At 69.4% G+C, this 22,795-nt stretch carries 21 protein-coding genes and 1 pseudogene; 12 read left to right on the forward strand and 10 right to left on the reverse strand.

What is annotated here, in order from left to right; translation table 11 throughout:
- Positions 1–2: 2 nt before the first annotated feature.
- Positions 3–1,610 (reverse strand): FAD-dependent oxidoreductase, encoded by a 1,608-nt coding sequence (locus ACFMRZ_RS08735; RefSeq protein WP_400178649.1) that lies wholly within the window; start codon positions 1,608–1,610, stop codon positions 3–5.
- Between the two features lie 38 nt (positions 1,611–1,648).
- Positions 1,649–3,184, reverse strand: coding sequence for an AMP-binding protein (locus ACFMRZ_RS08740; protein ID WP_400178650.1), 1,536 nt, complete (start codon positions 3,182–3,184; stop codon positions 1,649–1,651).
- A gap of 412 nt (positions 3,185–3,596) precedes the next feature.
- Between ACFMRZ_RS08740 and ACFMRZ_RS08745 the strand changes: the two genes are divergently transcribed.
- The 6 genes and pseudogenes from ACFMRZ_RS08745 to ACFMRZ_RS08770 all read left to right on the forward strand — a co-directional run bounded on the left by ACFMRZ_RS08745 (position 3,597) and on the right by ACFMRZ_RS08770 (position 9,436).
- Entirely contained in the window at positions 3,597–4,457 is an 861-nt protein-coding gene (locus tag ACFMRZ_RS08745; RefSeq protein WP_400178651.1) for a mycofactocin-coupled SDR family oxidoreductase, read from the forward strand.
- A gap of 58 nt (positions 4,458–4,515) precedes the next feature.
- Positions 4,516–5,880: a cytochrome P450 gene (locus ACFMRZ_RS08750; protein WP_280273914.1), complete on the forward strand. Its 1,365-nt coding sequence runs from the start codon at positions 4,516–4,518 to the stop codon at positions 5,878–5,880.
- Positions 5,880–6,977 (forward strand): amidohydrolase family protein, encoded by a 1,098-nt coding sequence (locus tag ACFMRZ_RS08755; protein ID WP_400178652.1) that lies wholly within the window; start codon positions 5,880–5,882, stop codon positions 6,975–6,977. Before ACFMRZ_RS08750 ends, ACFMRZ_RS08755 begins: the two co-directional genes overlap by 1 nt.
- Positions 6,978–7,002: 25 nt before the next feature.
- The gene (locus ACFMRZ_RS08760; RefSeq protein ID WP_400178653.1) at positions 7,003–8,148 is read left to right on the forward strand and encodes an amidohydrolase family protein; all 1,146 of its coding nucleotides are present in this window, start codon (positions 7,003–7,005) and stop codon (positions 8,146–8,148) included.
- Positions 8,148–8,537 carry a Rieske (2Fe-2S) protein gene (locus ACFMRZ_RS08765; RefSeq protein ID WP_400178654.1) on the forward strand — a complete coding sequence of 130 codons (390 nt, stop codon included), beginning with the start codon at positions 8,148–8,150 and terminating at the stop codon, positions 8,535–8,537. The genes ACFMRZ_RS08760 and ACFMRZ_RS08765 overlap by 1 nt, the downstream gene beginning before the upstream one ends.
- A 33-nt stretch (positions 8,538–8,570) precedes the next feature.
- A pseudogene (locus ACFMRZ_RS08770) lies at positions 8,571–9,436 on the forward strand (alpha/beta fold hydrolase).
- 44 nt (positions 9,437–9,480) lie between these two features.
- Here the strand turns inward: ACFMRZ_RS08770 and ACFMRZ_RS08775 are convergent.
- A complete protein-coding gene (locus tag ACFMRZ_RS08775) occupies positions 9,481–9,954 on the reverse strand; it encodes a hypothetical protein (protein WP_400178655.1) in 474 nt (157 codons plus the stop codon).
- A gap of 63 nt (positions 9,955–10,017) precedes the next feature.
- Here ACFMRZ_RS08775 and ACFMRZ_RS08780 point away from each other — a divergent pair, with 63 nt between their 5' ends.
- Genes ACFMRZ_RS08780 through ACFMRZ_RS08795 form a run of 4 tightly spaced genes read left to right on the forward strand, consistent with a single transcriptional unit; the run spans position 10,018 to position 13,876 of the window.
- Positions 10,018–11,325 (forward strand): NADH-ubiquinone oxidoreductase-F iron-sulfur binding region domain-containing protein, encoded by a 1,308-nt coding sequence (locus ACFMRZ_RS08780; protein ID WP_400178656.1) that lies wholly within the window; start codon positions 10,018–10,020, stop codon positions 11,323–11,325.
- The gene (locus tag ACFMRZ_RS08785; protein WP_400178657.1) at positions 11,322–11,588 is read left to right on the forward strand and encodes a ferredoxin; all 267 of its coding nucleotides are present in this window, start codon (positions 11,322–11,324) and stop codon (positions 11,586–11,588) included. Before ACFMRZ_RS08780 ends, ACFMRZ_RS08785 begins: the two co-directional genes overlap by 4 nt.
- Positions 11,585–12,250: a TetR/AcrR family transcriptional regulator gene (locus tag ACFMRZ_RS08790; protein WP_280273906.1), complete on the forward strand. Its 666-nt coding sequence runs from the start codon at positions 11,585–11,587 to the stop codon at positions 12,248–12,250. Before ACFMRZ_RS08785 ends, ACFMRZ_RS08790 begins: the two co-directional genes overlap by 4 nt.
- A gap of 30 nt (positions 12,251–12,280) precedes the next feature.
- Positions 12,281–13,876, forward strand: a complete 1,596-nt coding sequence (locus tag ACFMRZ_RS08795) for an FAD-dependent oxidoreductase (RefSeq protein ID WP_400178658.1) — start codon at positions 12,281–12,283, stop codon at positions 13,874–13,876.
- Here the strand turns inward: ACFMRZ_RS08795 and ACFMRZ_RS08800 are convergent, their stop codons facing one another.
- Positions 13,877–15,007: a PucR family transcriptional regulator gene (locus ACFMRZ_RS08800; RefSeq protein ID WP_400178659.1), complete on the reverse strand. Its 1,131-nt coding sequence runs from the start codon at positions 15,005–15,007 to the stop codon at positions 13,877–13,879.
- A gap of 194 nt (positions 15,008–15,201) precedes the next feature.
- Between ACFMRZ_RS08800 and ACFMRZ_RS08805 the strand changes: the two genes are divergently transcribed.
- Complete coding sequence (locus tag ACFMRZ_RS08805) at positions 15,202–16,314, forward strand: ferredoxin reductase (RefSeq protein WP_400178660.1); 1,113 nt, start codon at positions 15,202–15,204, stop codon at positions 16,312–16,314.
- An 8-nt stretch (positions 16,315–16,322) separates the two neighbouring features.
- Positions 16,323–17,561 (forward strand): fatty acid desaturase family protein, encoded by a 1,239-nt coding sequence (locus tag ACFMRZ_RS08810; RefSeq protein WP_400178661.1) that lies wholly within the window; start codon positions 16,323–16,325, stop codon positions 17,559–17,561.
- Between the two features lie 9 nt (positions 17,562–17,570).
- Here ACFMRZ_RS08810 and ACFMRZ_RS08815 read toward each other — a convergent pair whose 3' ends face one another.
- From ACFMRZ_RS08815 to ACFMRZ_RS08840, 6 genes are all read right to left on the reverse strand, one after another.
- Positions 17,571–17,894 (reverse strand): hypothetical protein, encoded by a 324-nt coding sequence (locus tag ACFMRZ_RS08815; RefSeq protein WP_400178662.1) that lies wholly within the window; start codon positions 17,892–17,894, stop codon positions 17,571–17,573.
- Positions 17,895–17,912: 18 nt separating this feature from the next.
- The gene (locus tag ACFMRZ_RS08820; protein ID WP_280273935.1) at positions 17,913–18,215 is read right to left on the reverse strand and encodes a hypothetical protein; all 303 of its coding nucleotides are present in this window, start codon (positions 18,213–18,215) and stop codon (positions 17,913–17,915) included.
- 22 nt (positions 18,216–18,237) lie between these two features.
- A complete protein-coding gene (locus ACFMRZ_RS08825; RefSeq protein WP_400178663.1) occupies positions 18,238–19,746 on the reverse strand; it encodes a class I adenylate-forming enzyme family protein in 1,509 nt (502 codons plus the stop codon).
- Positions 19,747–19,929: 183 nt separating this feature from the next.
- Entirely contained in the window at positions 19,930–20,442 is a 513-nt protein-coding gene (locus tag ACFMRZ_RS08830) for a hypothetical protein (RefSeq protein ID WP_400182807.1), read from the reverse strand.
- A 130-nt stretch (positions 20,443–20,572) separates the two neighbouring features.
- Complete coding sequence (locus ACFMRZ_RS08835) at positions 20,573–21,748, reverse strand: acyl-CoA dehydrogenase family protein (protein ID WP_400178664.1); 1,176 nt, start codon at positions 21,746–21,748, stop codon at positions 20,573–20,575.
- A complete protein-coding gene (locus ACFMRZ_RS08840) occupies positions 21,732–22,730 on the reverse strand; it encodes an acyl-CoA dehydrogenase family protein (RefSeq protein WP_400178665.1) in 999 nt (332 codons plus the stop codon). The genes ACFMRZ_RS08835 and ACFMRZ_RS08840 overlap by 17 nt, the downstream gene beginning before the upstream one ends.
- Between the last annotated feature and the right edge of the window lie 65 nt (positions 22,731–22,795).

The following is a 22,795-nucleotide window of genomic DNA, read 5'->3' on the forward strand; positions in this document are numbered from 1 at the left end:
GCTCAGATGTCCACCGACTTGCCGGTCGCGGCGGCGTGCCCGGCGCGGAAGCCGTACACCATGCCGGGGCCGAGGGTGCCGCCCGCACCGCCGTACGCCCGGCCGGTGACACCGGCCATCGCGTTGCCCGCCGCGAACAGGCCGGGGATGACCCGGCCGTCGACGTGCAGCACCCGGCCGTCACGGTCGGTGCGCGGCCCGCCCTTGGTTCCCATGGCGCCGACGGTGACCGGCACGGCGTAGTACGGCGCGGTGTCCACCGGGCCGAGGGTGCGGCCCGCGACGGTGTCCGCGTTCTCGTCACCCCACCAGCCGTCGTAGGCGCTGGCGCCGCGACCGAAGTCGGGGTCGGCCCCGTCGGCAACATTGCGGTTCCAGGCGGCCACCGTCGCGGCGAGACCAGCCGGGTCGATACCGGTCTTCGCGCCGAGTTCCGCGAAATCGGCCGACTCGCAGAACCATTCGGGCACGTCGTCGCCCGGCGCGATGCCGAGGAAGCCGTAGCGCCGCAGATGTTCCGCGTCGAACACGATCCAGCCCGGATCGTTGACGTAGCCGCCCTTGGGGTCGAGATAGTGGAACGCCCCCGCCATCGAGTTGTACTCCGACGCCTCGTTGACGAACCGCCGCCCCGCGCGATTGACCATGATGCTGCGCGGCCGGGTCCGCTCCAGGCGCACGCTGCGGCTGCGCGGCTTGCCCTGAATGGTGTCGCCCGGAATCCGCACCACCGGCACCCACCACGCCTCGCTCATGGTGCCGAGGTCGGCGCCGTGCGCCATCGCCATGCGCAGGCCGTCGCCGGTGTTGTTCGGCGGCGACACCGGGCCGTGCATCGGGCCGCGCAGGTACGCGCGCACCAGGCCCGGGTCCCATTCGAAGCCGCCGGTCGCCAACACGACGCCGTGGCGCGCCCGCACGACCGTCTCGCCGGTGGCGGTGCTCAGCCGGACGCCCGTGACGGCCCCGCCCTCGGACAGCAATTCGACGGCGCGCGCGCCGGTGCGAGGCACCACGCCCGCGTCGAGCACGCCGCGCAGCAGCCCGGCGACGAGAGCCGTTCCGGCGACGCAGAAGTCGGCCGAGTCGCTGCCGGTCTGCGCGTGCAGCCGGGCGCGGGTCTCGGCGTCGAAGCCGACGTTGCTCCAGTCGGCGGGGAAGGAGGTGATGCGGTCGCGCCACTCGCCGAGGCGGGTGAGGTCGAAGGCGACCGGGCTCAGCGACCGCCCGCCGCCGGGACGGCCGCCGGGCAGCTCCGGCTTGTAATCCGGGAAACCATCGGCGATCTCGAACCGCGTCCCGCTGTGCGCCTCGACGAAATCGACCATCGCCGCACCGGTGCGGACGAAGACCTCCACCAGCTCGTCGTCCATCGAGCCCAGCGACTGCGCGTGCAGGTAGGCCAGCGCGTCGGCCACGGTCAGCGGGCCGTCGGAAGCCCGGTCGTGCGCCGGAATCCACGCGATGCCACCGGACACCGCGCTGGTCCCGCCGACGGTGTCGGCCTTCTCGAACAAGGCCACCGAGGCGCCGTGCACGGCGGCGGTCAGCGCGGCGGTCAGGCCCGCGGCGCCGCTACCCAGAACGACGACATCGACGGGAGAATTCATGAGACCTCCATTCGCGAATGACAAGAATCATATTCTCGTCAGATGAATGTGGCAATCCGCTCGCGGATCAGATGTTTGCGGACCTTCCCGCTGGGCGTGCGCGGATAGTCCTCGACCTCGAACAACCGCTCCGGCCACTTCTGCCGCGCGACACCGGCGGCCGCGAAGTGCTCGCGCACCGCGGCGAGCGCGGGCAGGCGATGACCGGGCCGCAGCCGCAGCACCGCGCCGACGGTCTCACCCAGGCGCTCGTCGGGCACGGCCACCACCACGGCCTCGGCCACCTCCGGCAATTCGGCGAGCAGTTCCTCCACCTCCAGCGCGCTGACGTTCTCGCCGCCGCGGATGATCACGTCGGACTTGCGGTCGGTGATCGTCAGATGGCCGTCCGGATGCAGGACGCCGATATCGCCGGTGTGATACCAGCCCTCGGCGTCGAAGACCCGCGCGGTGAGCGCGTCGTCGGTGTAGCCCAGGCACAGATCCGGTCCGCGACTGAGGATTTCGCCGTCGTCGGCCAGCCGGATCTCCACGCCGGGCAGCGGCCGCCCGTCGGTCGACAGGCGCTCGAACTCCGGCGCGTCGTAGCGGGAGGAGGTAATGGAGGGATGCTCGGTACTGCCGTAGGCGCGGAACGGGACCAGGCCCAGACCGGCCAGCCGCCGGGTCACCGTGACGGGCACCGTGGAACCGCCCAGCCCGACATAGCGGAAGTTGTCCAGATATTCGGGGGCGAAGTCCGGATGATCGAGCAGGCTGGTGACGAAGTAGGGCGGCCCGCCGCCGACCGTCAGCCCGTCGCTCTTGATCAGTGCCAGCACCCGGCCGGCGTCCCAGACGTCGAGCAGATGCACCGGCTTGCCGTGCAGCACGGGAAGCAGGAAGGCGCCGACCATCCCGATGAAATGCCCGACCGGCGTGGCGGTGAGCATCGTGCCCCGGTCGAGCGCGTTGTGCTCGGCGAGCTGCCGCGCCTCGCAGCCCAGCGTCTGATGACTGTGCACCACGCCCTTGGGCGCGCTCGTGGTGCCCGAGGTGAAGGCGATGAGAGCGGGCGACGCCGGATCGGCCGCGACCACGCCCGGCATCGGGTCGTCGGCCAGCAGGTCGTCGAAGTCGCGGCCGACCACCCCGACGATCGGCACCGCCGCGCTCACCTCCGGATCGAAGACGGTGCGGCCGAAGCGTTCCGCGGCGATGAAGACCTTGGGCCGCACGGTCGTCAAGATGTGCCCGACCTCCTTGCGCCCATAGAAGTGGACGATCGGCACGACCGCCGCGCCGAGGTAGGCCGATGCCCAGAAGGTCGCCGCGGCCTCCATCCAGTTGGGCAACTGGAACGCGACCGCGTCACCCGGGCCGACGCCGCGCGCCCGTAACCCGGCCGCCAGCCGCCGGGCGATCCGGTCCACCTCCCCCACGCTGCCCGACCAGGGGCGCACCTCGGAGTGCACCCGGAACACGGCGTCCGGCGCCGTCGCGAGGCCGCGACCGAGCAGGTCGCCCAGCGTTTCTCGGCGCCACCAGCCCGCGCTCTCGTACCGGTTGCGCAATTCCTCGGGGACGGTTCGCATGAGCCTCACTCGTTTCCGCAGGTGGGCGCGTCGCGCGCGCTCGATGTACACCGATCGCGGCCACCGGGTCGGGGCCGCGCCAGGAGATCTTCCAGACCTTCGATGAAAATACCGTTCTCATGTAACGGAAATCAGAGATTCAACGAGGTTTCGCGGGATCGTCGGTGGTGGACAGGCTTTTTGGCGAGCACAAGTAGGGGTTCGCCGGAGATGCCTTGGCACCGCGCGACCTTGCGGCAAGAGTTTGGCAAGAGTAACGTTCTCATCTACTGCAAGGAAAATTCTTGCTCCATGTCACGGCCGCGACACCGCGGCCGTGCACAGTCGGCGCCACGGCATTCAGCGAGGCGCGCGATCCGCCGCGACGGCGCCGCTGCCGCCGCGGTCGCAGAGAAGAACGAAAGGGTCAGCTGTGGGACGTGTCGAGGGCAAGGTCGCTTTCATCACCGGTGCCGCGCGCGGGCAGGGCCGCAGCCACGCGGTCCGCCTCGCCGAGGAAGGCGCCGACATCATCGCGGTCGATCTGTGCGAGGACATCTCGACCATCGGATACGCGCTCGCGCGCCCCGAGGACCTGGAGGAGACCGCGAACCTGGTCAGCAAGACCGGCCGGCGCGTGGTCACCGCGAAAGCCGATGTGCGCAGCGCCGAGCAATTGCAGGCCGCGGTGGACAACGGCATTCGCGAACTGGGCAAGCTCGACATCGTCATCGCGCAGGCCGGTATCGCGGGTATGAAGGGCCAACCGGCCCTGCAAGCCTGGATCGACGTGATCAACACGAACCTGATCGGCACCATCAATGCCATCCAGGTCTCGCTGGCCCACCTGAAGGAGGGCGCGTCGATCATCGCGACCGGCTCCACCGCCTCGCTGATCGATATCAACAAGATCGACAACCCGGGCAACGATCCGGGCGGCATGGCCTACATGCACTCGAAGCGGGCGCTGACGGCCTACGTCTACGAGCTGGCGCGCCAGCTGGCGCCGCGCGGCATCCGCGCCAACGTCGTACACCCCACCAACTGCAACACCCCGATGTTGCAGAGCGAGCCGATGTACCGCTCGTTCCGACCCGATCTGGAGAACCCGACCCGCGCCGACGCCGAGCCGGTGTTCGGCGTGCAGCAGGCCATGCCCATTCCGTATGTCGAGCCCGAGGACATCAGCAACGCGGTGGTCTATCTGGCCTCCGAGGAGTCCCGCTACGTCACCGGCACGCAGATGCGCGTCGACGGCGGCGGCTATCTGAAGTTGTACGACTACCACATCTGATCGCCGGGGAAACCCGCGGCGCGGCAACGAGATCCGTCAGCAGCGGAGGAAGAATATCGTGAGCATCGACGACGCACTCGCCGACCAGGACCGTAAGAAGAACCGGTACCACTTCGATCGGCACACGCCCGAATACCGGCACCGGTTCGTGGAGATCACCCAGGAGATGCAGGCCAAGTGCCCGATGGCCTGGAGTGACACCTACGACGGGCACTGGGTCGCCGCGGGCAGCACCGAGGTGTTCGAACTCGCCCGCTGCCCGCACGTCTCCAACGACCACGACCTGCGCGGAGAACGCAAGGGCTACAAGGGCATCTCGATCCCCACCGCCCAGCGGGTGCAGGCCGTGCGCGGCGGCATCCTGGAGATGGACGACCCGGAACACCGGATCTATCGGCAGGCGGTCAACCCGTACCTGTCCCCCGCCGCGGTCCGGCGCTGGGAGCCGGTGATCGACGAGATCGTCCGCGCCGCCCTCGACGAGAAGATCGAGAGCGGCCGGATCGACTTCGTGGACGACCTCGCCAATATCGTGCCGGCCGTCCTGACCCTGGCCATGCTCGGAATTCCGTTGCGGCAGTGGTCGATGTACAGCGAGCCGGTGCACGCGGCGGTGTACACCCCCGAGGATTCGCCGGACGCCCCGCGCGTCGCGGAGATGCACCGCGCCATGGGTCTGGATCTGCTGAACAACCTGATCGAGATCAAGGAGAACCCGCGGCCCGGCCTGGTGGACGGTCTGGTCAAGCTCCGCATCGACGGTGAACCAGCGCCCGACCTCGAGGTGCTCGGCATGCTCGGGCTGATCATCGGCGGCGGCTTCGATACCACCACCGCGCTCACCGCGCATTCGCTGGAATGGCTGTCGGAGCACCCGGATCAGCGCGAACTGCTCAGCAAGGAGCGCGAGCACCTGCTCGACTCCGCGACCGAGGAGTTCCTGCGCTACTTCACCCCGGCGCCCGGCGACGGCCGGACCATCGCCGCGGACATGGAATTGGTGAACACCCAATTCAAAGAGGGTGAGCGCCTGTGGTTGTCGTGGGCGATGGCCAACCGGGACCCGCAGGTCTTCCCCGACCCGAACGAGGTCGTACTGGACCGAAGGGGCAACCGGCACTTCAGTTTCGGGCTCGGCATCCACCGGTGCATCGGCTCGAATGTGGCGCGCACCGTCTTCAAGTCGATGGTCACCGCCGTGCTCGACCGGATGCCCGACTACCGCTGCGATCCCGAGGGCACCGTGCACTACGAGACCATCGGCGTCATCCAGGGCATGCGGAAACTGCCCGCCACCTTCACCCCCGGCCCGCGGCTGGGCCCCGGGCTGGACGAGACCCTGGAGAAGCTGCAGCGGATCTGCGACAAGCAGGAACTCGCCGCGCCGGTGACGGAGCGGCCCGAACGGGCGCGCATCGAGTGATGGCCGACGGCACCGGCACGCCTGTCATCGACGCCAGCGTGCACATCTTCTTCACCTCGAACCGCGATATGCGCGGCTTCCTGCGCGAGCCCTTCGCCAGCCGCGGCATCCCGGATCCCGAAATGGATTGGTACGGCGCACCGGGCGGGGAGTATGCCGAGGGCACGCGCGGGCCGAGCAAACACGGGCCGAACAAGGGGTACCCGGGCTCGGATCCCGAGTTCGCCGGTGCGCAGCTGTTCGACGAACGCGGCGTGGACGTCGCGGTGCTGCATCCGATGACCCGCGGCATCCTGCCGGATCGGCATCTCACCACCGCGGTACTGGCCGCGCACAACGAGATGATGGTGACGCGCTGGCTGGAGTCGAACCGGTTCGCCGCGCGATACCGGGGCACGATCCGGGTCAACCCCGAGGACATTCCGGGGGCGCTGCGCGAAATCCACAGGTACGCGGATCATCCCGGCGTCGTACAGGTCGGCATTCCGCTGCAATCGCGGGAACTCTATGGCAAGCCGCAGTTCTGGCCGCTGTGGGAGGCCGCGGCCGCGGCCGGACTGCCGGTCGCCGCGCACATCGAGACCGGGGAGAGCATCGCCTTCCCGCCCACTCCCTCGGGCCACACCCGGACCTACGAGCAGTACCTCGGGTTCATGTCGCTGAACTACGTGTACCACCTGATGAACATGATCGCCGAGGGCGTTTTCGAGCGGTTCCCGGAGCTGAAATTCGTCTGGGCCGACGGTGGCGCGGACATGCTCACCCCGTTCACCTGGCGGATGGACACCTTCGGCCGGCCCCATCTGGAACAGACACCGTGGGCGCCCCGCATGCCCAGCGACTACCTGCCCGGGCACGTGTACTTCGTGCAGGGCGGTCTCGACGGCCCCGGCGACACCGAATTCGCCTCCGAATGGCTGGGTTTCACCGGCAAGGAGGACATGGTGATGTTCGGCTCGAGCTACCCGCACTGGCATTGCGGCGCCGATCCCGCGCTGCCGTCCGCGCTGACCGTCGAGCAGCGCGAGAAGGTGTTGTGGCGCAACGCGTCCCGGCTCTACGGCATCGACGTCCCGGCCGCGGCGGCCACCACCTAGCCCTGTCCAGAAAAGGGAGACGACCATGACGCTGGCACACCGGCAACATCGCGCCCCGGCACCCGAACAGGTCGCCGTCCGGGTGGTCGACTCGGACGTGCATCCCGTGCCGCGGCGCGGGGAACTCGTGGAGTACATCCCCGAACCGTTCCGGACCGACTATTTCCTCAGCCATCGCGTCGGCGACACGATCATCTACGACGCCCCCGATTACGCGCACACCTTCGCGATGCGAGCCGACGCCTTCCCCGAGGGCGGCGAATTCCCAGGCAGCGACCCGGAATTGGCGTTCCGTCAGCTGATCGTCGACGCCGGATCGGATATCGCGATCCTGGAACCGACGGTGAAGGCGACCCGGCTGCCCGAGGCCACCGCGGCGATGGCGACCGGGGTCAACCATTGGCTCGCCAACCACTGGCTGGACGCGAAGAACAACTGGCATCAGCGTTGGCGCGGGTCCATCTGCGCGGCCATCGACGATCCGCGCAGCGCGGTGCGCGAGATCGAGCACTGGGCCGGGCATCCGTTCATGGCGCAGATCCTGATCAAGGCGGAGCCGCGCCCGTCCTGGGGCGACCCGAAATACGATCCGATCTGGGCGACGGCCACCAAGCACGATCTGGTGGTGAGCTGCCACCTGGGCCGCGGCGCGTACGAGACGATGCCCATGCCGCCGGTCGGATTCCCCAGCTACAACCACGATTTCATGGTCACCTACTCGCTGCTGGCGGCGAATCAGATCATGAGCCTGATCTTCGACGGCGTCTTCGACCGGTTCCCGACGCTGCGGATCGTGTTCGTGGAGCACGCCTTCACCTGGATCCTGCCGTTGATGTGGCGGATGGACGCGATCTACGAGGCGCGCAAGTCCTTCACCGGGATTCGGCGCAAGCCCTCGGAGTACGTGCGGGAACACATCAAGTTCACCACCCAGCCGCTGGACTACCCCGACGACAAGACGGAACTGACCCGCGCGTTCGAGTGGATGTCGGCGGACAAGATCCTGCTGTACTCCTCGGACTACCCGCACTGGACCTTCGACGATCCGCGCTGGCTGATGAAGCACCTGCCGGTGCACGCCCGCGACCGCGTGATGTACCTCAACGGGATCGAGACCTATCACCTGCCCGAGTCGGTGCCCGCCATCGAGGGTCAGCGGCGGGTGCTGTGATGGCCGACTCCGAACAGCCCCGGCTCGCCCAGGGGCATGAGCATGTCGTGGCGACGGTCGACGAGATCCCGCCCGGCTCTTCGAAAGTGGTGCCGATCGGGCGGCACGGCGTCGGCGTCTACAACGTCAACGGGACGTTCTACGCCATCGCGAACTACTGCCCGCACGAGGGCGGACCGCTCTGCGCGGGCCGCGCGCGCGGCCGCACCATCGTCGACGAGTCGGTGCCCGGCGACCAGGTGATGGTGCGCGACCAGGAGTTCATCTACTGCCCGTGGCATCAGTGGGGTTTCGAACTGGCGACCGGAACCACCGCGGTGAAGCCCGAATGGAGCATCCGCACCTATCCGGTGCGCGTCGTCGGTGACTCCGTCGTCGTGCTGGCCTGATCGTGCCGGTATGGAGAACAGGAAGGAAGTCCCATGCCCACCGTGGCGGTGAACGGCGGCGAGGTCGTCTACGAAATCCTCGGTGACTCGGGGAACTCGTCGTCCTGACGCCGGGCGGACGGTTCGGCATGGACGTGCCCGGCCTGCGGCCGCTGGCCGAGGCGATCGTCGCGGGCGGCTACCGGGTGCTGCTGTGGGACCGGCCCAATTGCGGCGCCTCCGACGTGCAGTTCTACGGGCAGACCGAATCGCACATGCGGGCCGAGACGCTGGACGGGCTGCTGAGGGCGCTCGATGCGGGGCCGTGCGTGCTCGCGGGCGGTTCGGGCGGCGCGCGAGACTCGATCCTGACCACGATCCTCTACCCCGAGCGGGTCACCAAACTGGTGCTGTGGAACATCGTCGGCGGGGTTTACGGCATGTTCAATCTCGGCGCGTACTACGTGCTGCCGAGCCTGCAGGCCATGCGTGGCGGCGGGAGCGCGGGGCTGCTGCGGATGCGGGAGTGGCGGGAGGCCGTCGAGCGGAACCCGCGCAACAAGCAGCGCCTGCTCGAGCTGGACCGGGACGAGTTCGTGAAGCTGTCGCTGCGGTGGCTCAACGCGTACGTCCCGAAGCCCGGACAGACCATTCCCGGCGTGGACGACGAGCTGTTCGACCGAATTCGCGTGCCCACCTTGATCATTCGCGGCGGCGAGCACGACATCGACCATCCCAAGCGCACCTCGCTCGAGGTGAGCTGCCTGATCGAGGGCTCGACGCTGATCGATCCGCCGTGGCCCGAGGATGCCTGGGAGCGGGCCGTCGAGGCACGCGGATCCGGAAAGGTGCAGCACTACAACCTCTTCGAGACCTGGGTGCGGGCCGCCCCAGCGATCCTGTCGTTCCTGGACAACTGATGGACGGCTATCCGCTACCGGGATCGGTGGCCCGGCTGCGCCGTTCAGCGGGTGCGGATGCGGACCTCACAGTTCAGCGACGCCTCCAGGGCCGTGTGAATCCGGCTCTCCGGCACCCGCGCCAGCTCGGTCTCCGACAGCGTGACGTAGACGATGTCGAAGCCGTCGCCGCCCGGTTCCCGCACGACCTCGCCGCTGAGCCCGAATCCGGCGAGGACGCCGTGCGCGTCGTCGTCGGTGCCGCGGCTGACGAAGGTCAGGACCCCGGGCACCGGCTCGGTGCCGAACGCCGTGGCGCACAGTCGCACCGCCGCGGCCACTGTCGCCTCGGGATCGTCGGTGGTGACCAGCAGTTGGATCTCCCGGCGATGCGGCGGCTTCCCCGCCACTTCGTTGTCGAGCACTTCGGCCCCGAGCGACGCGGCGCTCCCCCGCAGCGCGCGCACGCCCTCCGCCAGCCGCGCCCCGGTCAATTCGCCGGCCGGATCCACATCGATCCGCACCACCGCCGTTCTCATGATCGCCAGCGTAGCGGCACGGGCGATTTCCCCGCGAGTCAGCTTCAGCCGAAAGAGGTTGCCATGCAAGAGACTTTCGATGCGATCGGGGCGCTCACCGTGGGCGCGCTGCCCGGGTGCGCGCCGCGTCTGCTGCGGCCGGTCGGCGAGGTCGAGGACTTGGCCGCCTACCGGGCCGTCGGCGGGTACGGGCCGCTGGGCGCCACGGATCTGCTGCTCACCGAGGTCCGGCACAGCGGGTTGCGCGGCCGCGGCGGCGCGGCGTTCCCGCTCGCGGTGAAGCTGGCCACCGTGCGCGACGCACAGCGGCGTGGCCACGAGACGGTCGTGGTCGCCAACGGCGAAGAGGGCGAACCGGCCTCGGTCAAGGACAAGTGGCTGCTGCGCCGCCGCCCGCATCTCGTGCTGGACGGGCTGCGGCTGGCGGCGGCGATCGCCGGGGCGCGACGGGCCTACGTCTACGTCTCGGATTCGGAGTCCGCGCGCCGGGTCGACGCCGCGCTGACCGAACTCGACACGACCGCGGTCACCGACGTGATCGTCGAACTCGTCACCGTCGCACCGGGTTACGTGGCGGGCGAGGAGACCGCCGCGATCCGGGCGATCGACGGCGGTCCGGCGAAGCCCTCGGACAAGCCGCCGCGCCCCTTCGAACACGGCGTCGGCGGCGCACCGACGGTGGTGAGCAACGTCGAGACGCTGGCGCATCTGCCGTTCGTACACCGGCACGGCGGCGCGGCGTTCCGGGCCGTCGGCACCGACGCCTCCCCGGGCACCTTCCTCGCCACGGTCACCGGCGCCGACCGGCCCGCGGCCCTGTACGAACTGCCGCACGGCACCCCCGTCGCGGAACTGCTCGCGCTGCACGGCATCTCGCCGGACGCCGTGCGCGGCGCGCTCACCGGCGGCTACTTCGCGGGCATGGTCGACCGCGCGATCCTCGGCGCCACGCTGGACCACGAGTCGATGCGCGGCCTCGGCGGCGGGCTGGGCTGCGGGGCGATCTCCCTGCTCACCCGGGAATGCCCGGTCGCGGTCGCCGCGGGCGTGCTGAGCTACTTCGACCGCGAGAACGCCGGGCAGTGCGGGTCCTGCTTCAACGGCACCGCCGCCATGGCCGCCGTGGCGGCCGCCCTGCGCGACGGGCAGGCCACCGCGCCCGATGTCGAGCGGCTGCGGCGCTGGTCGGTGGTGCTGCGCGGCCGCGGCGCCTGCGGCACCCTGGACGGCGCGGCCAATACCGCCGCCACGCTGCTCGCCCGGTTTCCCGCCGAGGTCGACGCGCATCTCGCCGGGCGGTGTGCCGCCTGCGCCGACGATGTCTACCTGGCCGAGCGGCCCTTCGACGCACAGGCGGTGCTGGTCTCGTGAAGATTCGCCTCGACCGGACACTCTGCGACGGCTTCGGCGTCTGCGCCAAGCACGCGTCCCGGCACTTCTCCCTCGACGACTGGGGCTACGCGGCCGTCGAGGGCGACGGCACCGTCGCCCCGGCGGACCGCGACAGCGTGCTGCGCGCGCTGCTGGATTGCCCGGTGCACGCCATCACCGAACTGCCGAGCGCCGAATCCCACGGTGGCACAACGACTTCCAAGTCAGCCGAGCGGATATCCGAGCGGGGGCCGACACCATGACCGATCCCGACGACAGCCTGCCCGAGGGCGCCGCCGACCTCCCCGCGTGGAAGCAGCGGGCGGTCGAGCGGTCGCTGCGGTCCGCGAAAGCGCGAGCGGGGCAACGGGTGCAGCGGTTCCTGGACGCGGCGCAGGCCATCATCACCGAGAAGGGCAGCACCGACTTCACCGTCCAGGAGGTGGTCGACCGTTCGCGGCAGTCGCTGCGCAGTTTCTACCTGCAATTCGACGGTAAGCACGATCTGCTGCTGGCACTGTACGAGGACGCCCTGGGCCGCACCACCGACCAGATCCGGGCCGCGACCGCCAACAGCGTGCATCCGCTGGACAAGGTCCGCACGGCGGTGGAACTGCTGTTCCAGCTGTGCCGTCCGGATCCGCATGCCCGGCGCCCGCTGTTCACCGAGTTCGCGCCGCAGTTGCTGAGTTCGCATCCCGCGCAGATCCGGCTGGCGCACGCGGCGCTGTTCACGCTGTTCACCGAGTTGCTCACCGAGGCGCACGGCGCGGGCCGCCTGGCCTCGGGCGCGAATCCGCGGCGGCTGGCCGCGATCACCATGCAGACCGTCATGTTCATCGCGCAACCGGCCGCTACCGAGTCGGAGTCTCACCCCATCACCGCCGATGAGGTCTGGAGCTTCTGCGCGCACGGGCTCACCTGACCGTCGCCCGCACATTCGAGGAGGTCAACGGTGGCTTACGTCATCACCCAGAACTGTTGCAAGGATGCCAGCTGCGTCGCGGCGTGCCCGGTGGACTGCATCCGTCCCGTCGGCGACGACGGCGGCACCCAGATGCTCTACATCGATCCCGAGACCTGCATCAATTGCGGCGCCTGCGCGGACGAATGTCCCGTGGAGGCGGTGTATTCCGAATACGATCTGCCCGCGGACATGCTGCGCTTCGCGGAGATCAACGCCGAATACTTCCGTCGTCACCCGCTGGAGGCGGGCCCGATGGAACCGCTGGCGGCGCGTGCGGCGATCACGCCCGGGGAGTTGCGGGTCGCGGTGGTCGGGGCGGGCCCGGCCGCCTGCTATGCCGCCGCCGAACTGCTGGAGACCCCCGGTGTCGAAGTGGACCTGTTCGAGCGGCTGCCCACCCCGTTCGGCCTGATCCGCGCCGGGGTGGCGCCCGACCATCAGCGCACCAAATCGGTGGTGCGGATCTTCGAGAAGGCGTTCGCCGACAGTCGATTCGGCTGTCACCTCAATGTCGAGATCGGGCGGGAGCTGACGCACGCCGACCTGCTCGCCCACCATCACGCCGTCGTCTATGCCGTCGGCGCGTCCGACAGCCGGGACCTGCACGTCCCCGGCGCCGACCTGCCCGGCCACCACGCCGCCGCGGACTTCGTGGGCTGGTACAACGGGCATCCCGACCACGCCGGTCACGAGTTCGACCTGTCGTCGCGGCGCGCGGTGATCGTCGGCAACGGCAATGTCGCGCTGGACGTGGCCCGGATACTGCTGACGACCCCGGCGGAGCTGGCGGCCACCGATATCGCCGACCACGCGCTACAAGCCTTGTCGCAGAGCCGGATCGAGGAGGTGGTGGTGCTCGGCCGGCGCGGCCCGCGGCATGCCGCCTTCTCCTTCGGCGAGTTCCACGCCCTGGGTTACCTGTCCGGGGTCGACGTGGTCATCGAGGGCGGCGACCTCGAGCCGCAGCCCGACGACGACGTGGAGACGACCCTGAAACTGGCCATGGCCCGCGAATACGCCGAGCGCCCGCGGACTCCCGGCAACAAGCGGATCGTCTTCCGGTTCTGCGCCGCTCCCACCGAGATGGTCGGCGACGAGCGCGTCGCGGGCCTGCGCATCGCCGACGGCGCGGAGCCCGGCGGCGAACTGCTCGAGACCTCGCTGGTCCTGCGTTCGATCGGCTACCGCGGCCGCCCGGTCGACGGCCTGCCCTACAACCCCGACACCGGCACGGTGCCGCACGAGCACGGCCGCGTGATCGACGACTCCGGCGCCCCGATCCCCGGCGTCTATGTCACCGGCTGGATCAAACGCGGACCGCGCGGGGTCATCGGCACCAACCGCGCCTGCGCCGCCGAGACGGTGGCCGCCCTCCTCGCCGACTTCGCCACCGGAACCCTGCATCGCGCGGTCGGCGACCGGGAAGCCTTGCGCGCCACCATGTCCGAGCGCGGCGTGCATGCCCTCGGCTGGCCCCAGTGGCGGGCCATCGACGCCGCCGAACGCGAACAGGGCACCGCCGCCGCGCGTCCCCGCGTCAAGTTCGTCTCCATCGATGAGATGCTCGCGGTCGCACGGCGGTAGTCAGATCCGGCTGCCGGATGCCCGGGGCGCGGCCGCGGTGAGCATGTCGTCATCGTCGGTGAAGCGCCGGACTATCAGGGCCGAACGCAGGCGCCAGAGTCCGGTGAGATCGGCCGGGTCGCAGCCGGTGAGCTGGCCGATGCGCTTGAGCCGATAGTCGATGGTGTTGGTGTGCACGCACAATTGCCGGGCGGTGAGCTGGCGATTCAGGTCGTTGGCGAGGTGGCGGGTCAGGGTTTGCAGCAGTTCGGGGCGGCTGTCGAGCGGCGCGAGCAGCGCCCGCAGCGCGTCGCGGCCGGGACCGGGGCGGGTGAGCTGGAACGGCAGCACCACGTCGTCGAACCGGTAGAGCCGGGGCGTGGCACGCAGTTGCACGGCGGTCTCGAGCAGTTCGTGCGCTTGCCGGGCGACGTCGGGGATGTCGTCGACGGCCGCGTTCAGGACCACCGCGACGAGCGCGGTACCGGCGCGTTGCGACAGTTCGGCGATCAAATCGCCCAGCCGCTCGTCCTCGATCAGGTCCATCGGCAGCAGCAGCGTGCCGCCCTCGGCGCCGAGGAACGACAGCGCGTTCGTCCCCAGCCGGTGCGCGAGTTCGCTCTCGACGCACTGCGCGGCGATGCGCGGCACGGCTCGGGAGTCGCCGTCCGCGGCGGGTACCGCCACCGCGACGACGTGGTATTTCTCGGCGATCTCGATGCCGCAGTGGCGGGCCGGGATCCCCGCGGGCTCGCCGCGCAGCAGCACGGCCGCCATCCGCCGCGCCGCCGCGGCGCGCTGATCCGGCGGCGGCAGCTGACTGGTGTAGGCGCGGGTGAGGCCGATGTGCAGCGATTGCAGGGCGTCGAGCTGCCGCCGCATCATCGCCGTCGCCGCCGCGCCGTCCGTGGGCGCGAGCAGGCCCGCCGCGCGTTCGGCGCCGAGCCGGAAGCCCTCGTGCACGACCTGCTGCAAACGATCCAGGGGGACACCGTGATTCGCCCATCGGCGGGCGACTTCCTCGAGCATCGAGACGATAGCGACGGCGTCCTCGCCGCGGCACACCCGTATCGCCAGCTGCCGGCACAGCCGTACGACATCGACCGTGTCCGAGGCCGCCGAGCGGGCCGGCTGTTCAACCGAGTCGATCACCGAACTCCTCTATGATTTGCCTGTTACCAGAAGTGTCAGCATCTTATCGAATCGGTGAACGAATGTGCACTGAATCAGTGAGATAGCCGCTCGGAGCCGGATGCACCGAAACGCCCCGACCCGCTACGGCCGCTCGACACACTGTGCTCAGCGACGATTCCAGTGTACGTTCGTACACAGGAGGAGGAATCGCTGTGGATCTGTTGAAGTGGAGCAAGCGCCCCGCCGCGGGGGTCGGCGCACGCAATCCGGGAGTCAACATCCTGCGCGGGCTGGTGGCCCGTGCCACCACGCCGCTGCTGCCGGACGACTATCTCCGCCTGGCCAACCCGCTCTGGACCGCCCGCGAATTACGCGGCAAGGTCGTCGACGTGGTCAAGGAGACCACGGATACGGCCACCGTGACAATTCGTACGGGCTGGGGCTTTCCGGCGTCGTACGAGCCCGGTCAGTACGTCGGCATCGGACTGCAGATCGGGGGCCGGTGGCATTGGCGGTCCTATTCGCTGACCTCGATCGGTTCCGGGCGCGACAAGACCATCTCGATCACGGTCAAGGCCAATCCCGACGGTTTCCTGTCGACGCATCTGGTCGACGGCGTCCAGCCGGACACCATCATCCGGCTGGCGGCGCCGAAGGGGGATTTCCATCTGCCGCAACCGGTTCCGGAGCACATTCTGTTCGTCACGGCCGGGAGCGGCATCACCCCGGTGATCGCGATGCTGCGGGCGCTCGGCGCGCGCGGGGAACAGCCCGACATCTGCCACATCCATTCCGCCCCCACCCGCGACGACGTCATCTTCCTCGACGAGATGGAAACCCTCGCGGACGACTCGAACGCTTACCGCCTGAATCTCCAACTCACCAGGGAGATGGGCAAATTCGACGTCGCGCGGCTCGACGAATGGGTGCCGGACTGGCGCGAACGCGAATGCTGGGCGTGCGGCCCGCCGGCGCTGCTGGACGCGCTGGAATCGCACTACGAGGCCGGCGGTCTGCGCCACCGCCTGCATATCGAGAGATTCACCATCGCCCGCACCGATCACGGCGGCGAGGGCGGGACGGTGCGTTTCGCCGTCTCGCACAAGGAAGCCCGGATCGACGGCGCGACAACCCTTCTCGAAGCGGGCGAGAAGCTCGGCATCGCGATGCCCTTCGGGTGCCGGATGGGTATCTGTCAGACCTGCGTCGTCCCACTGGCCGGAGGATATGTGCGCGATCTGCGCAACGGCACGGAACGGCGTGAAGGAGAACGAATCCAGACATGCATCAGCAGCGTGTCCGGCGACTGCACTCTCGATCTGTAGGAGGGTAAATGGCCATCACCGACATCGACGCCTACGCGCACCTGACTCCCGACGACGTCGAGGCGTTGGGGGCCGAACTCGACGCCATCCGCCGCGACATCGAGGAATCTCGCGGCGCGCGCGACGCCGCGTATATCCGGCGCGCCATCGCCCTGCAGCGCATGCTGGCCGTCGGCGGGCGCGCGACCCTGATGTTCAGCAACCGCCGCGCCGCCTGGCTCGCGGGCACGGCGATGCTCTCGCTGGCGAAGATCATCGAGAACATGGAACTCGGGCACAATGTGATGCACGGGCAATGGGATTGGATGAACGATCCGGAAATCCATTCCTCGTCGTGGGAGTGGGACACCACCTGCCCCAGCGTGCAGTGGAAGCATTCGCACAATTTCGTCCACCACAAGTACACGAACGTCGTCGGAATGGACGACGACGTGGGCTACGGCGTCCTGCGCATCACCCGCGATCAGCGGTGGGAATGGTGGAATATCGGCAACCCGGTCTACAACCTGGCGCTGGCGACATTCTTCGAATGGGGCGTCGCCCTGCACCATCTCGAGGTCGAGAAGCTCCGCAACAAGGAGAAGACCTGGCGGCAGGCGATCAAGGATCTGCGCATCATCGGGACCAAGGTCGGTAAGCAGGCGGCCAAGGACTACCTGATCTTCCCGGCGCTGTCGGGCCGGAACTGGAAGACGACGCTGACCGCCGACGCCACCGCCAACATCGTCCGCAACTACTGGGCGTACGTGGTGATCTTCTGCGGCCATTTCCCCGACGGCGCCGAGAAATTCACCACGGCCGAACTCGAGGCCGAGGACCGCCCGCGCTGGTATCTGCGACAGATGCTGGGCTCGGCCAACTTTCGCGCCGGGCCGCTGATGCGCTTCATGAGCGGCAACCTCAGTCACCAGATCGAGCACCACCTGTTCCCCGATCTGCCGAGCAACCGCTACGAGGAGATCGCCGTCCGAATGCGCGAACTGTGCGACAAATACGACCTGCCCTACACCACCGGTTCCCTGGGCCACCAATACCTGCAGACGTTCCGCACCATAGCCAAACTGGCCCTCCCGAACGCCCTGCTCGCCGCCACCCCCGACGACGCCCCGGAAACCGCCTCGGAACTACGCTTCGCGATCCGCGAGGGCGTGCACACCCATTTCGGCCCCGCCCCCGACGGCACCCGCCGAGGCCTCCGCACCGCCCTGCGCGAACTCAAACGCGCACCGCTTCAAACTACGAGCTGACCGGGTGGGTCAATCGCGCGCCCGCCAGACCGAGACGGCGAGGGTGGTGAGGTCCAGGGCGGGGCTGAGGGCTATTTCGCCGGTGGCGGCGCGCGCCCGGAAGGCCTCGACCACCTTGTCGGGGTCGTCGCTCAGTTCGTAGACGGCCAGGTAGCGGTGGGGTGGGCCGTCGGCGGTGGGGAGCGGGCCGGGGACCACGTCGTAGCGGCGGCCGGCGAGGACACCGGGGACGGCGGTCACGTCGGCGAGATGCTGGGTGTCGTACCACTCGTTGAAGGCGTCGTCCTGGCCCGCCACCGCGTTGGAGAACACGAGCATCTTCGAATTCGCCATGTTCACAACGCCTTTCGGTCAGTCGCTGGCGGGCAGCGGCTTGGCTTCCTTGAGTGCGAGCGGGGTGGCGCCGACGCTCAGCGTTCCGGCGCCGGCCTTCGTCACCAGCACCTCCGCGCCGGAATCGTCGACGTATCGCTTGCCCAGCTGATTGCCCTCGGAGAAGTTCGGGTCCGGGGTCGCGCCCGCCGCCGGCTCGCCGTCGAGCGGGATCATCGGGACACCGCCCGCGCGGAGGTCGTCGAGACCGTCCGTCGCCTTCACCACGATCACCTCGGTGTCGCACACCTGGCTGCGCAGCCGCGTGCCGTTCTTGACCATTGTCATCCTTTCCTGGCGGCGATCATCGGCTCGGCGCCGCGTCCACCGCGGGTCCGTATTCCTCGATCAAAGTGCGCCGCAATACTTTTCCGGTCGGCGTGGCGGGCAGCGAGTCGCGGAACACGACCCGGTCCGGGGTGCGGGAACCGCGCAGTTCGGCGCGGACGAACTCACGCAGCTCGGCCGGGTCGGGCGTCGAGCCTGCTTCCGGCACCACCACCGCCACGATGATCTGACCCCACTGCGCGTCCTCGACGCCGATCACCGCGACCTCGCGCACCGCCGGATGTTCCACCAGCACGTCCTCGATCTCGGCCGGCGCGATGTTCTCGCCGCCGCGGATGATGGTGTCGTCGGAGCGCCCGCCGATGTACAGGTAGCCGTCGGCGTCGAGCGTCGCCACATCCTTGGTGGGGAACCAGCCGTCGGCGTCGAGCACCGAGCCGATCCCGGTGTAGCGCCCGGACACCTGCGGCCCGCGCACGTACAACTCACCGGTCTCCCCGGGCGGCAGCACCCGGCCGCTCTCGTCGCGGATCTGCACCTCGATACCGGGCACGGGCTGCCCGACCGAGCCGAGCCGCCGCGCCAGGTCCGGATCGGTGGCCGAGCGCGCGGCCCGGTGGTCCTCCGGGCCCAGCACCGCGATGGTCGAGCTGGTCTCGGTCAGCCCGTAGGCGTTCACGAAACCGACCTCCGGCAGCAGGTCGAGCGCCTTGCGGACCAGCGGCAGCGCCACTTTGGAGCCGCCGTAGGCGAAGTTGCGCAGCGTCGGCAGTGTCGCCCCCGTCCGCTCCAGCTCCGTCACGATCCGGTCCAGCATGGTGGGTACGACCGTCGCGGTCGTCACCGATTCGCTGCCGATCAGGCTCACCCAGCGCGCGGCGTCGAAACCGCGCAGATACACCATCCGCCGACCAGCGTAGAGGTTCGACAGCGCGGCGCCGATACCCGCGATGTGGTACGGCGGCACACAGATCAGCGCGGCGTCGGTCGGTGCGGCCGAATCGAATTCGACCGTCCCGGTGATGTAGCTGAGCAGGTTCTGGTGCGACAGCTCGACCGCTTTCGGCGCCGAGGTGGTTCCGGAGGTGAACAGCACGACCGCCACCTGGTCCGGATCGGGCGACTCCGACACCGGTTCGGCCGCGGCGGCGGCCGTGACGAACTCGCCCGAACGCACCACCCGCTCGCCGAATCCGGAGACCACGTCGTGATACTCGTCGTCGCACACCAGCAGCGGATCGTCCAGTCGCGCAACCAGTTCCCGCAGCGCGTCGCCGCCGAGCCGGTAGTTCAGCGGCGTGAGGGGCACCGCGGCGCCGGCGGCCGCGAAGATCAGCAGCGGCAGCATGTGCCCGCCGGTCCCCACGTAGGCCACGCTGCGCGCGCCCGACGCCCTGACGACCCCCGCGCCGCCTTGCGCCAAGGTTTGCAGTTCGCCGGTGCTCCAGCGCACTTCGTCACAGACGATGGCGGTGCGCGCGGGGTCGCCGGAGACCGCCATGTCGAGCAGCAGCGACACGGTCATGACGCGACTCCGCTCGCCCGCGGCACGCGCGTAGCACTCTGCCCCGCGATTCGCTCATCCCGTCGGCTCATTCGCACCCTCTCCGCGAGCATCCGCCCACCGCGCGGCGGGCGGGAGACTTGTCGGCAGCTCTCGTGGTATCGCCATTCTCTTTCAAAGAGAATAACATATTCAGCGACGCGCTCAGCCCGCCGAGACCAGGTCCGACCCGCCCCACAGGCCGGTGAGCAGCAATTCCCCGCACCGGAACACCTCGGCGTCACCGATCTCGGTGTCGGGAGCGCCCGCCGCCGTCAGGGCCGCGCTCTTGAACGCCCGCGCGGCGCCGCTGAGCCGGTGCTCGACGACACCCAGCCTGCCGTCGAGTTCCGCGGGCAGTTCCCCGCCCCACAGCGCGACTTCGATGAGGCCGTGGTCCAGGCATTCCAGCACGCCGCCGCGCACCCGCGCGTCGGCGACGAACATCTCCGGATCGACCGCGACGGCGTGCGGCCAGGTGTCGTGCACCGGCGAGGCCAGCGACCGCTCCAGATCCAGCACGGTGGCGCCGAGGATCTGTAGCGGGCGCGCGTCGGTAGCGTCGGCGAGCAGCACGGTCACCTCCCAGCCCGCCATCGTCCGGTCGCACACCCAGCCGCCGACATGCCGCACGGCCTCGACGGCGTCGGTGGCGACGACGGCGAGCCGGTAGCGCAGCAGATGTTCGCGGGCGTGTGCCCGCCAGCCCGAAACCGATTGCAGCGCACCGGGTTCCGCTGCGCCCGAGGCGACAGAGTGAGCAGCCATGGTGTCCGTCCCGAGGGTGAGCGTAGTGACGTGCGGCGACTCAGCCGCGTGGCAGGCCGAGCACCCGCTCGGCGATGATGGTGCGCTGGATCTCCGAGGTGCCGCCGGCGATGGTGCCGGCGAAGCTGCGGATATAGCGCTCGAACCAGCTGGACCAGTAGTGGTCCAGGGTCCACGGACTGGGTTCCGAACTTTGCGCGGGATGCACGAGCCCCTCGGCCCCCAGGGAATTCAGCGCCTGCTCCGAGGCCGACTGAATCGCCTCCGAGCCCAGCACCTTGAGCACCGACAAGGCCGGGACGTCCTGTTCACCGCGAGCCTCCCGGGACAGCGCCGCCGAACCCAGCAGCCGCAAGGCCTCGGTGTCCATCACCAGCCGGGCGTAGGCGTCGCGGTCGTGGATGTCGCGCGGGCGGAAATCGCGCAGCAGATCGTCCAGCCGGTCGGCGTAGCTCAGCCACAGCATCGTGCGCTCGTGCCCGAGTGAGCCGTGGGCCACCGACCAGCCCTTGTTCAGCTCGCCGAGCAGATTCTCCGCGGGCACCCGGACGCCTTCGAAATAGACCTCGTTGAAGTCCAGATCGTCCGGCGACGCCACGGACGGGAACGGCCGCCTGGTCACCCCGGGCAGGTCGGTGGGGATGATCAGCACACTGATCCCCCGATGCTTGGGCGCGTCCGGATCGGTGCGGACGAAGGTCAGCAGCACGTCGGCGTCGTGCGCCCCGGACGTCCACACCTTCTGGCCGTCGACGACGAATTCGTCCCCGTCGCGGACCGCCCGGGTGCGCAGCGACGCCAGGTCCGACCCCGCGCCCGGCTCGCTCATCCCCAGCGACGCGGCGATCTCGGCCCGCAGGATCGGCACCGCCCAGCGGCGCTTCTGCTCCTCGGTGCCGAAGGTCAGCAGCGAGGCCGCGACGATCCCGACGCCCTGCGGGTTGAAGCTGTGGTAGATCCGCCGCTTGGACAGTTCCTCGAGGTGCACGTACTGCTGCAGCACCGAGGCGTTGCGGCCGCCGAACTCCGGCGGGTTCGCGGGCAGCAGCCAGCCGTTGTCGAACAGCAGCCGCTGCCAGCGCCGAGCCCATTGCGGCACATCGGAACTGGAGCGCGAACGCTCGGCGGTCTCGGAGGCGTCGGGCAGGTGTTCGGTGAGAAAGGCGACGAACTCGGCGCGGAACGCCTCGACGTCGGGATCAAACGTGAGCTGCACGGTACTCCTCGGCGATCAGTGCCCGGTGCTGGGCCGCGCCGCCGAGCATCAACTCACCGGCCTTGGCCCGTTTGAGCGCGAACTGTAGGTCGTTTTCCCAGGTGAAGCCCATGGCGCCGAACGACTGCAGGCCGTGCCGGAAGACCGTCGACTGGCATTCGCCCGCCGCGGCCTTGGCCATCGATGCCGCCAGTCGCCGTCGCGGGTCGTCGGCCGCCAGGCACAGCGCGGCGAAATAGCCGAGGGCGCGGGCGCGTTCGATAGCGATGTGCATATCGGCCGCCTTGTGCTGCACGGCCTGGAACGATCCGATGGCGGCGTCGAACTGGCGGCGGGTGCGCACGTGGTCGAGGACCATGTCCAGGATGCGCTGGCAGGCGCCCACCATGGTGAGCGAGAGCCCGGTGAGCGCGTGCTGGCGAGCCTGCTCGGGGTCGACCTCGACGCGGTCGGCGGCGGTGACTCGCACCGCGTCGAATGCCACGTCGGCGATGTGCAGCACCGGATCGAACACCGAGGTGCGCGTCGCGGTGACGGCCGCGGCGGGCACCACGAAAACACCGGCTTCCGTGACCACGGCCAGCCGCTGCGCCCGATCTCCGTCCAGCACGTGCCGGGCCGTCCCGTCCAACCGCCAGCCGGACCCGTCGGCGGCCGCGGTGACGCCCGAATATACTGCGGCGCCGGGTTGTTCGATATTGCCCGTTTCCCCGGCCAGCGGCGCGAACTGCGACATCGTCGCCAGGAATGGGGTGGGATCGGTGGCGCGGCCGAGACCTTCGAACACGATGCCCAGTTCGACCGACAGCGCCGGATCGGCCAGTTCGGTCCAGCCGACGTCGACGTAGGTCTGCCACAGCGTGCCTGGTTCGACCTCCTTGTCGACGACGTCCCTGATCAGCGCGGGCGGACACTCCCTGGCGGTCACCTCGCGCACCGTGTCGCGCAACAGTCGCTGGTCGGCGTCGAACTCGAAGAGCATCGCGGCCTCCCTTCCTTCGCAGCCTCACATGCAACCCGAACGAGAATAGCATTCTCTCATACGGA

This window comes from Nocardia sp. N2S4-5, from assembly GCF_044628355.1.
Classification (GTDB): Bacteria; Actinomycetota; Actinomycetes; order Mycobacteriales; family Mycobacteriaceae; genus Nocardia; species Nocardia wallacei_B.

What these genes read in the sequence shown, in the direction of transcription:
- ACFMRZ_RS08735 (WP_400178649.1), bottom strand. Translation starts at nt 1,610, where the DNA reads ATGAATTCTCCCGTCGATGTCGTCGTTCTGGGTAGCGGCGCCGCGGGC.
- ACFMRZ_RS08740 (WP_400178650.1), bottom strand. Translation starts at nt 3,184, where the DNA reads ATGCGAACCGTCCCCGAGGAATTGCGCAACCGGTACGAGAGCGCGGGC.
- ACFMRZ_RS08755 (WP_400178652.1), top strand. Translation starts at nt 5,880, where the DNA reads ATGGCCGACGGCACCGGCACGCCTGTCATCGACGCCAGCGTGCACATC.
- ACFMRZ_RS08760 (WP_400178653.1), top strand. Translation starts at nt 7,003, where the DNA reads ATGACGCTGGCACACCGGCAACATCGCGCCCCGGCACCCGAACAGGTC.
- ACFMRZ_RS08765 (WP_400178654.1), top strand. Translation starts at nt 8,148, where the DNA reads ATGGCCGACTCCGAACAGCCCCGGCTCGCCCAGGGGCATGAGCATGTC.
- ACFMRZ_RS08775 (WP_400178655.1), bottom strand. Translation starts at nt 9,954, where the DNA reads ATGAGAACGGCGGTGGTGCGGATCGATGTGGATCCGGCCGGCGAATTG.
- ACFMRZ_RS08780 (WP_400178656.1), top strand. Translation starts at nt 10,018, where the DNA reads ATGCAAGAGACTTTCGATGCGATCGGGGCGCTCACCGTGGGCGCGCTG.
- ACFMRZ_RS08790 (WP_280273906.1), top strand. Translation starts at nt 11,585, where the DNA reads ATGACCGATCCCGACGACAGCCTGCCCGAGGGCGCCGCCGACCTCCCC.
- ACFMRZ_RS08810 (WP_400178661.1), top strand. Translation starts at nt 16,323, where the DNA reads ATGGCCATCACCGACATCGACGCCTACGCGCACCTGACTCCCGACGAC.
- ACFMRZ_RS08815 (WP_400178662.1), bottom strand. Translation starts at nt 17,894, where the DNA reads ATGGCGAATTCGAAGATGCTCGTGTTCTCCAACGCGGTGGCGGGCCAG.
- ACFMRZ_RS08820 (WP_280273935.1), bottom strand. Translation starts at nt 18,215, where the DNA reads ATGGTCAAGAACGGCACGCGGCTGCGCAGCCAGGTGTGCGACACCGAG.
- ACFMRZ_RS08825 (WP_400178663.1), bottom strand. Translation starts at nt 19,746, where the DNA reads ATGACCGTGTCGCTGCTGCTCGACATGGCGGTCTCCGGCGACCCCGCG.
- ACFMRZ_RS08840 (WP_400178665.1), bottom strand. Translation starts at nt 22,730, where the DNA reads ATGCTCTTCGAGTTCGACGCCGACCAGCGACTGTTGCGCGACACGGTG.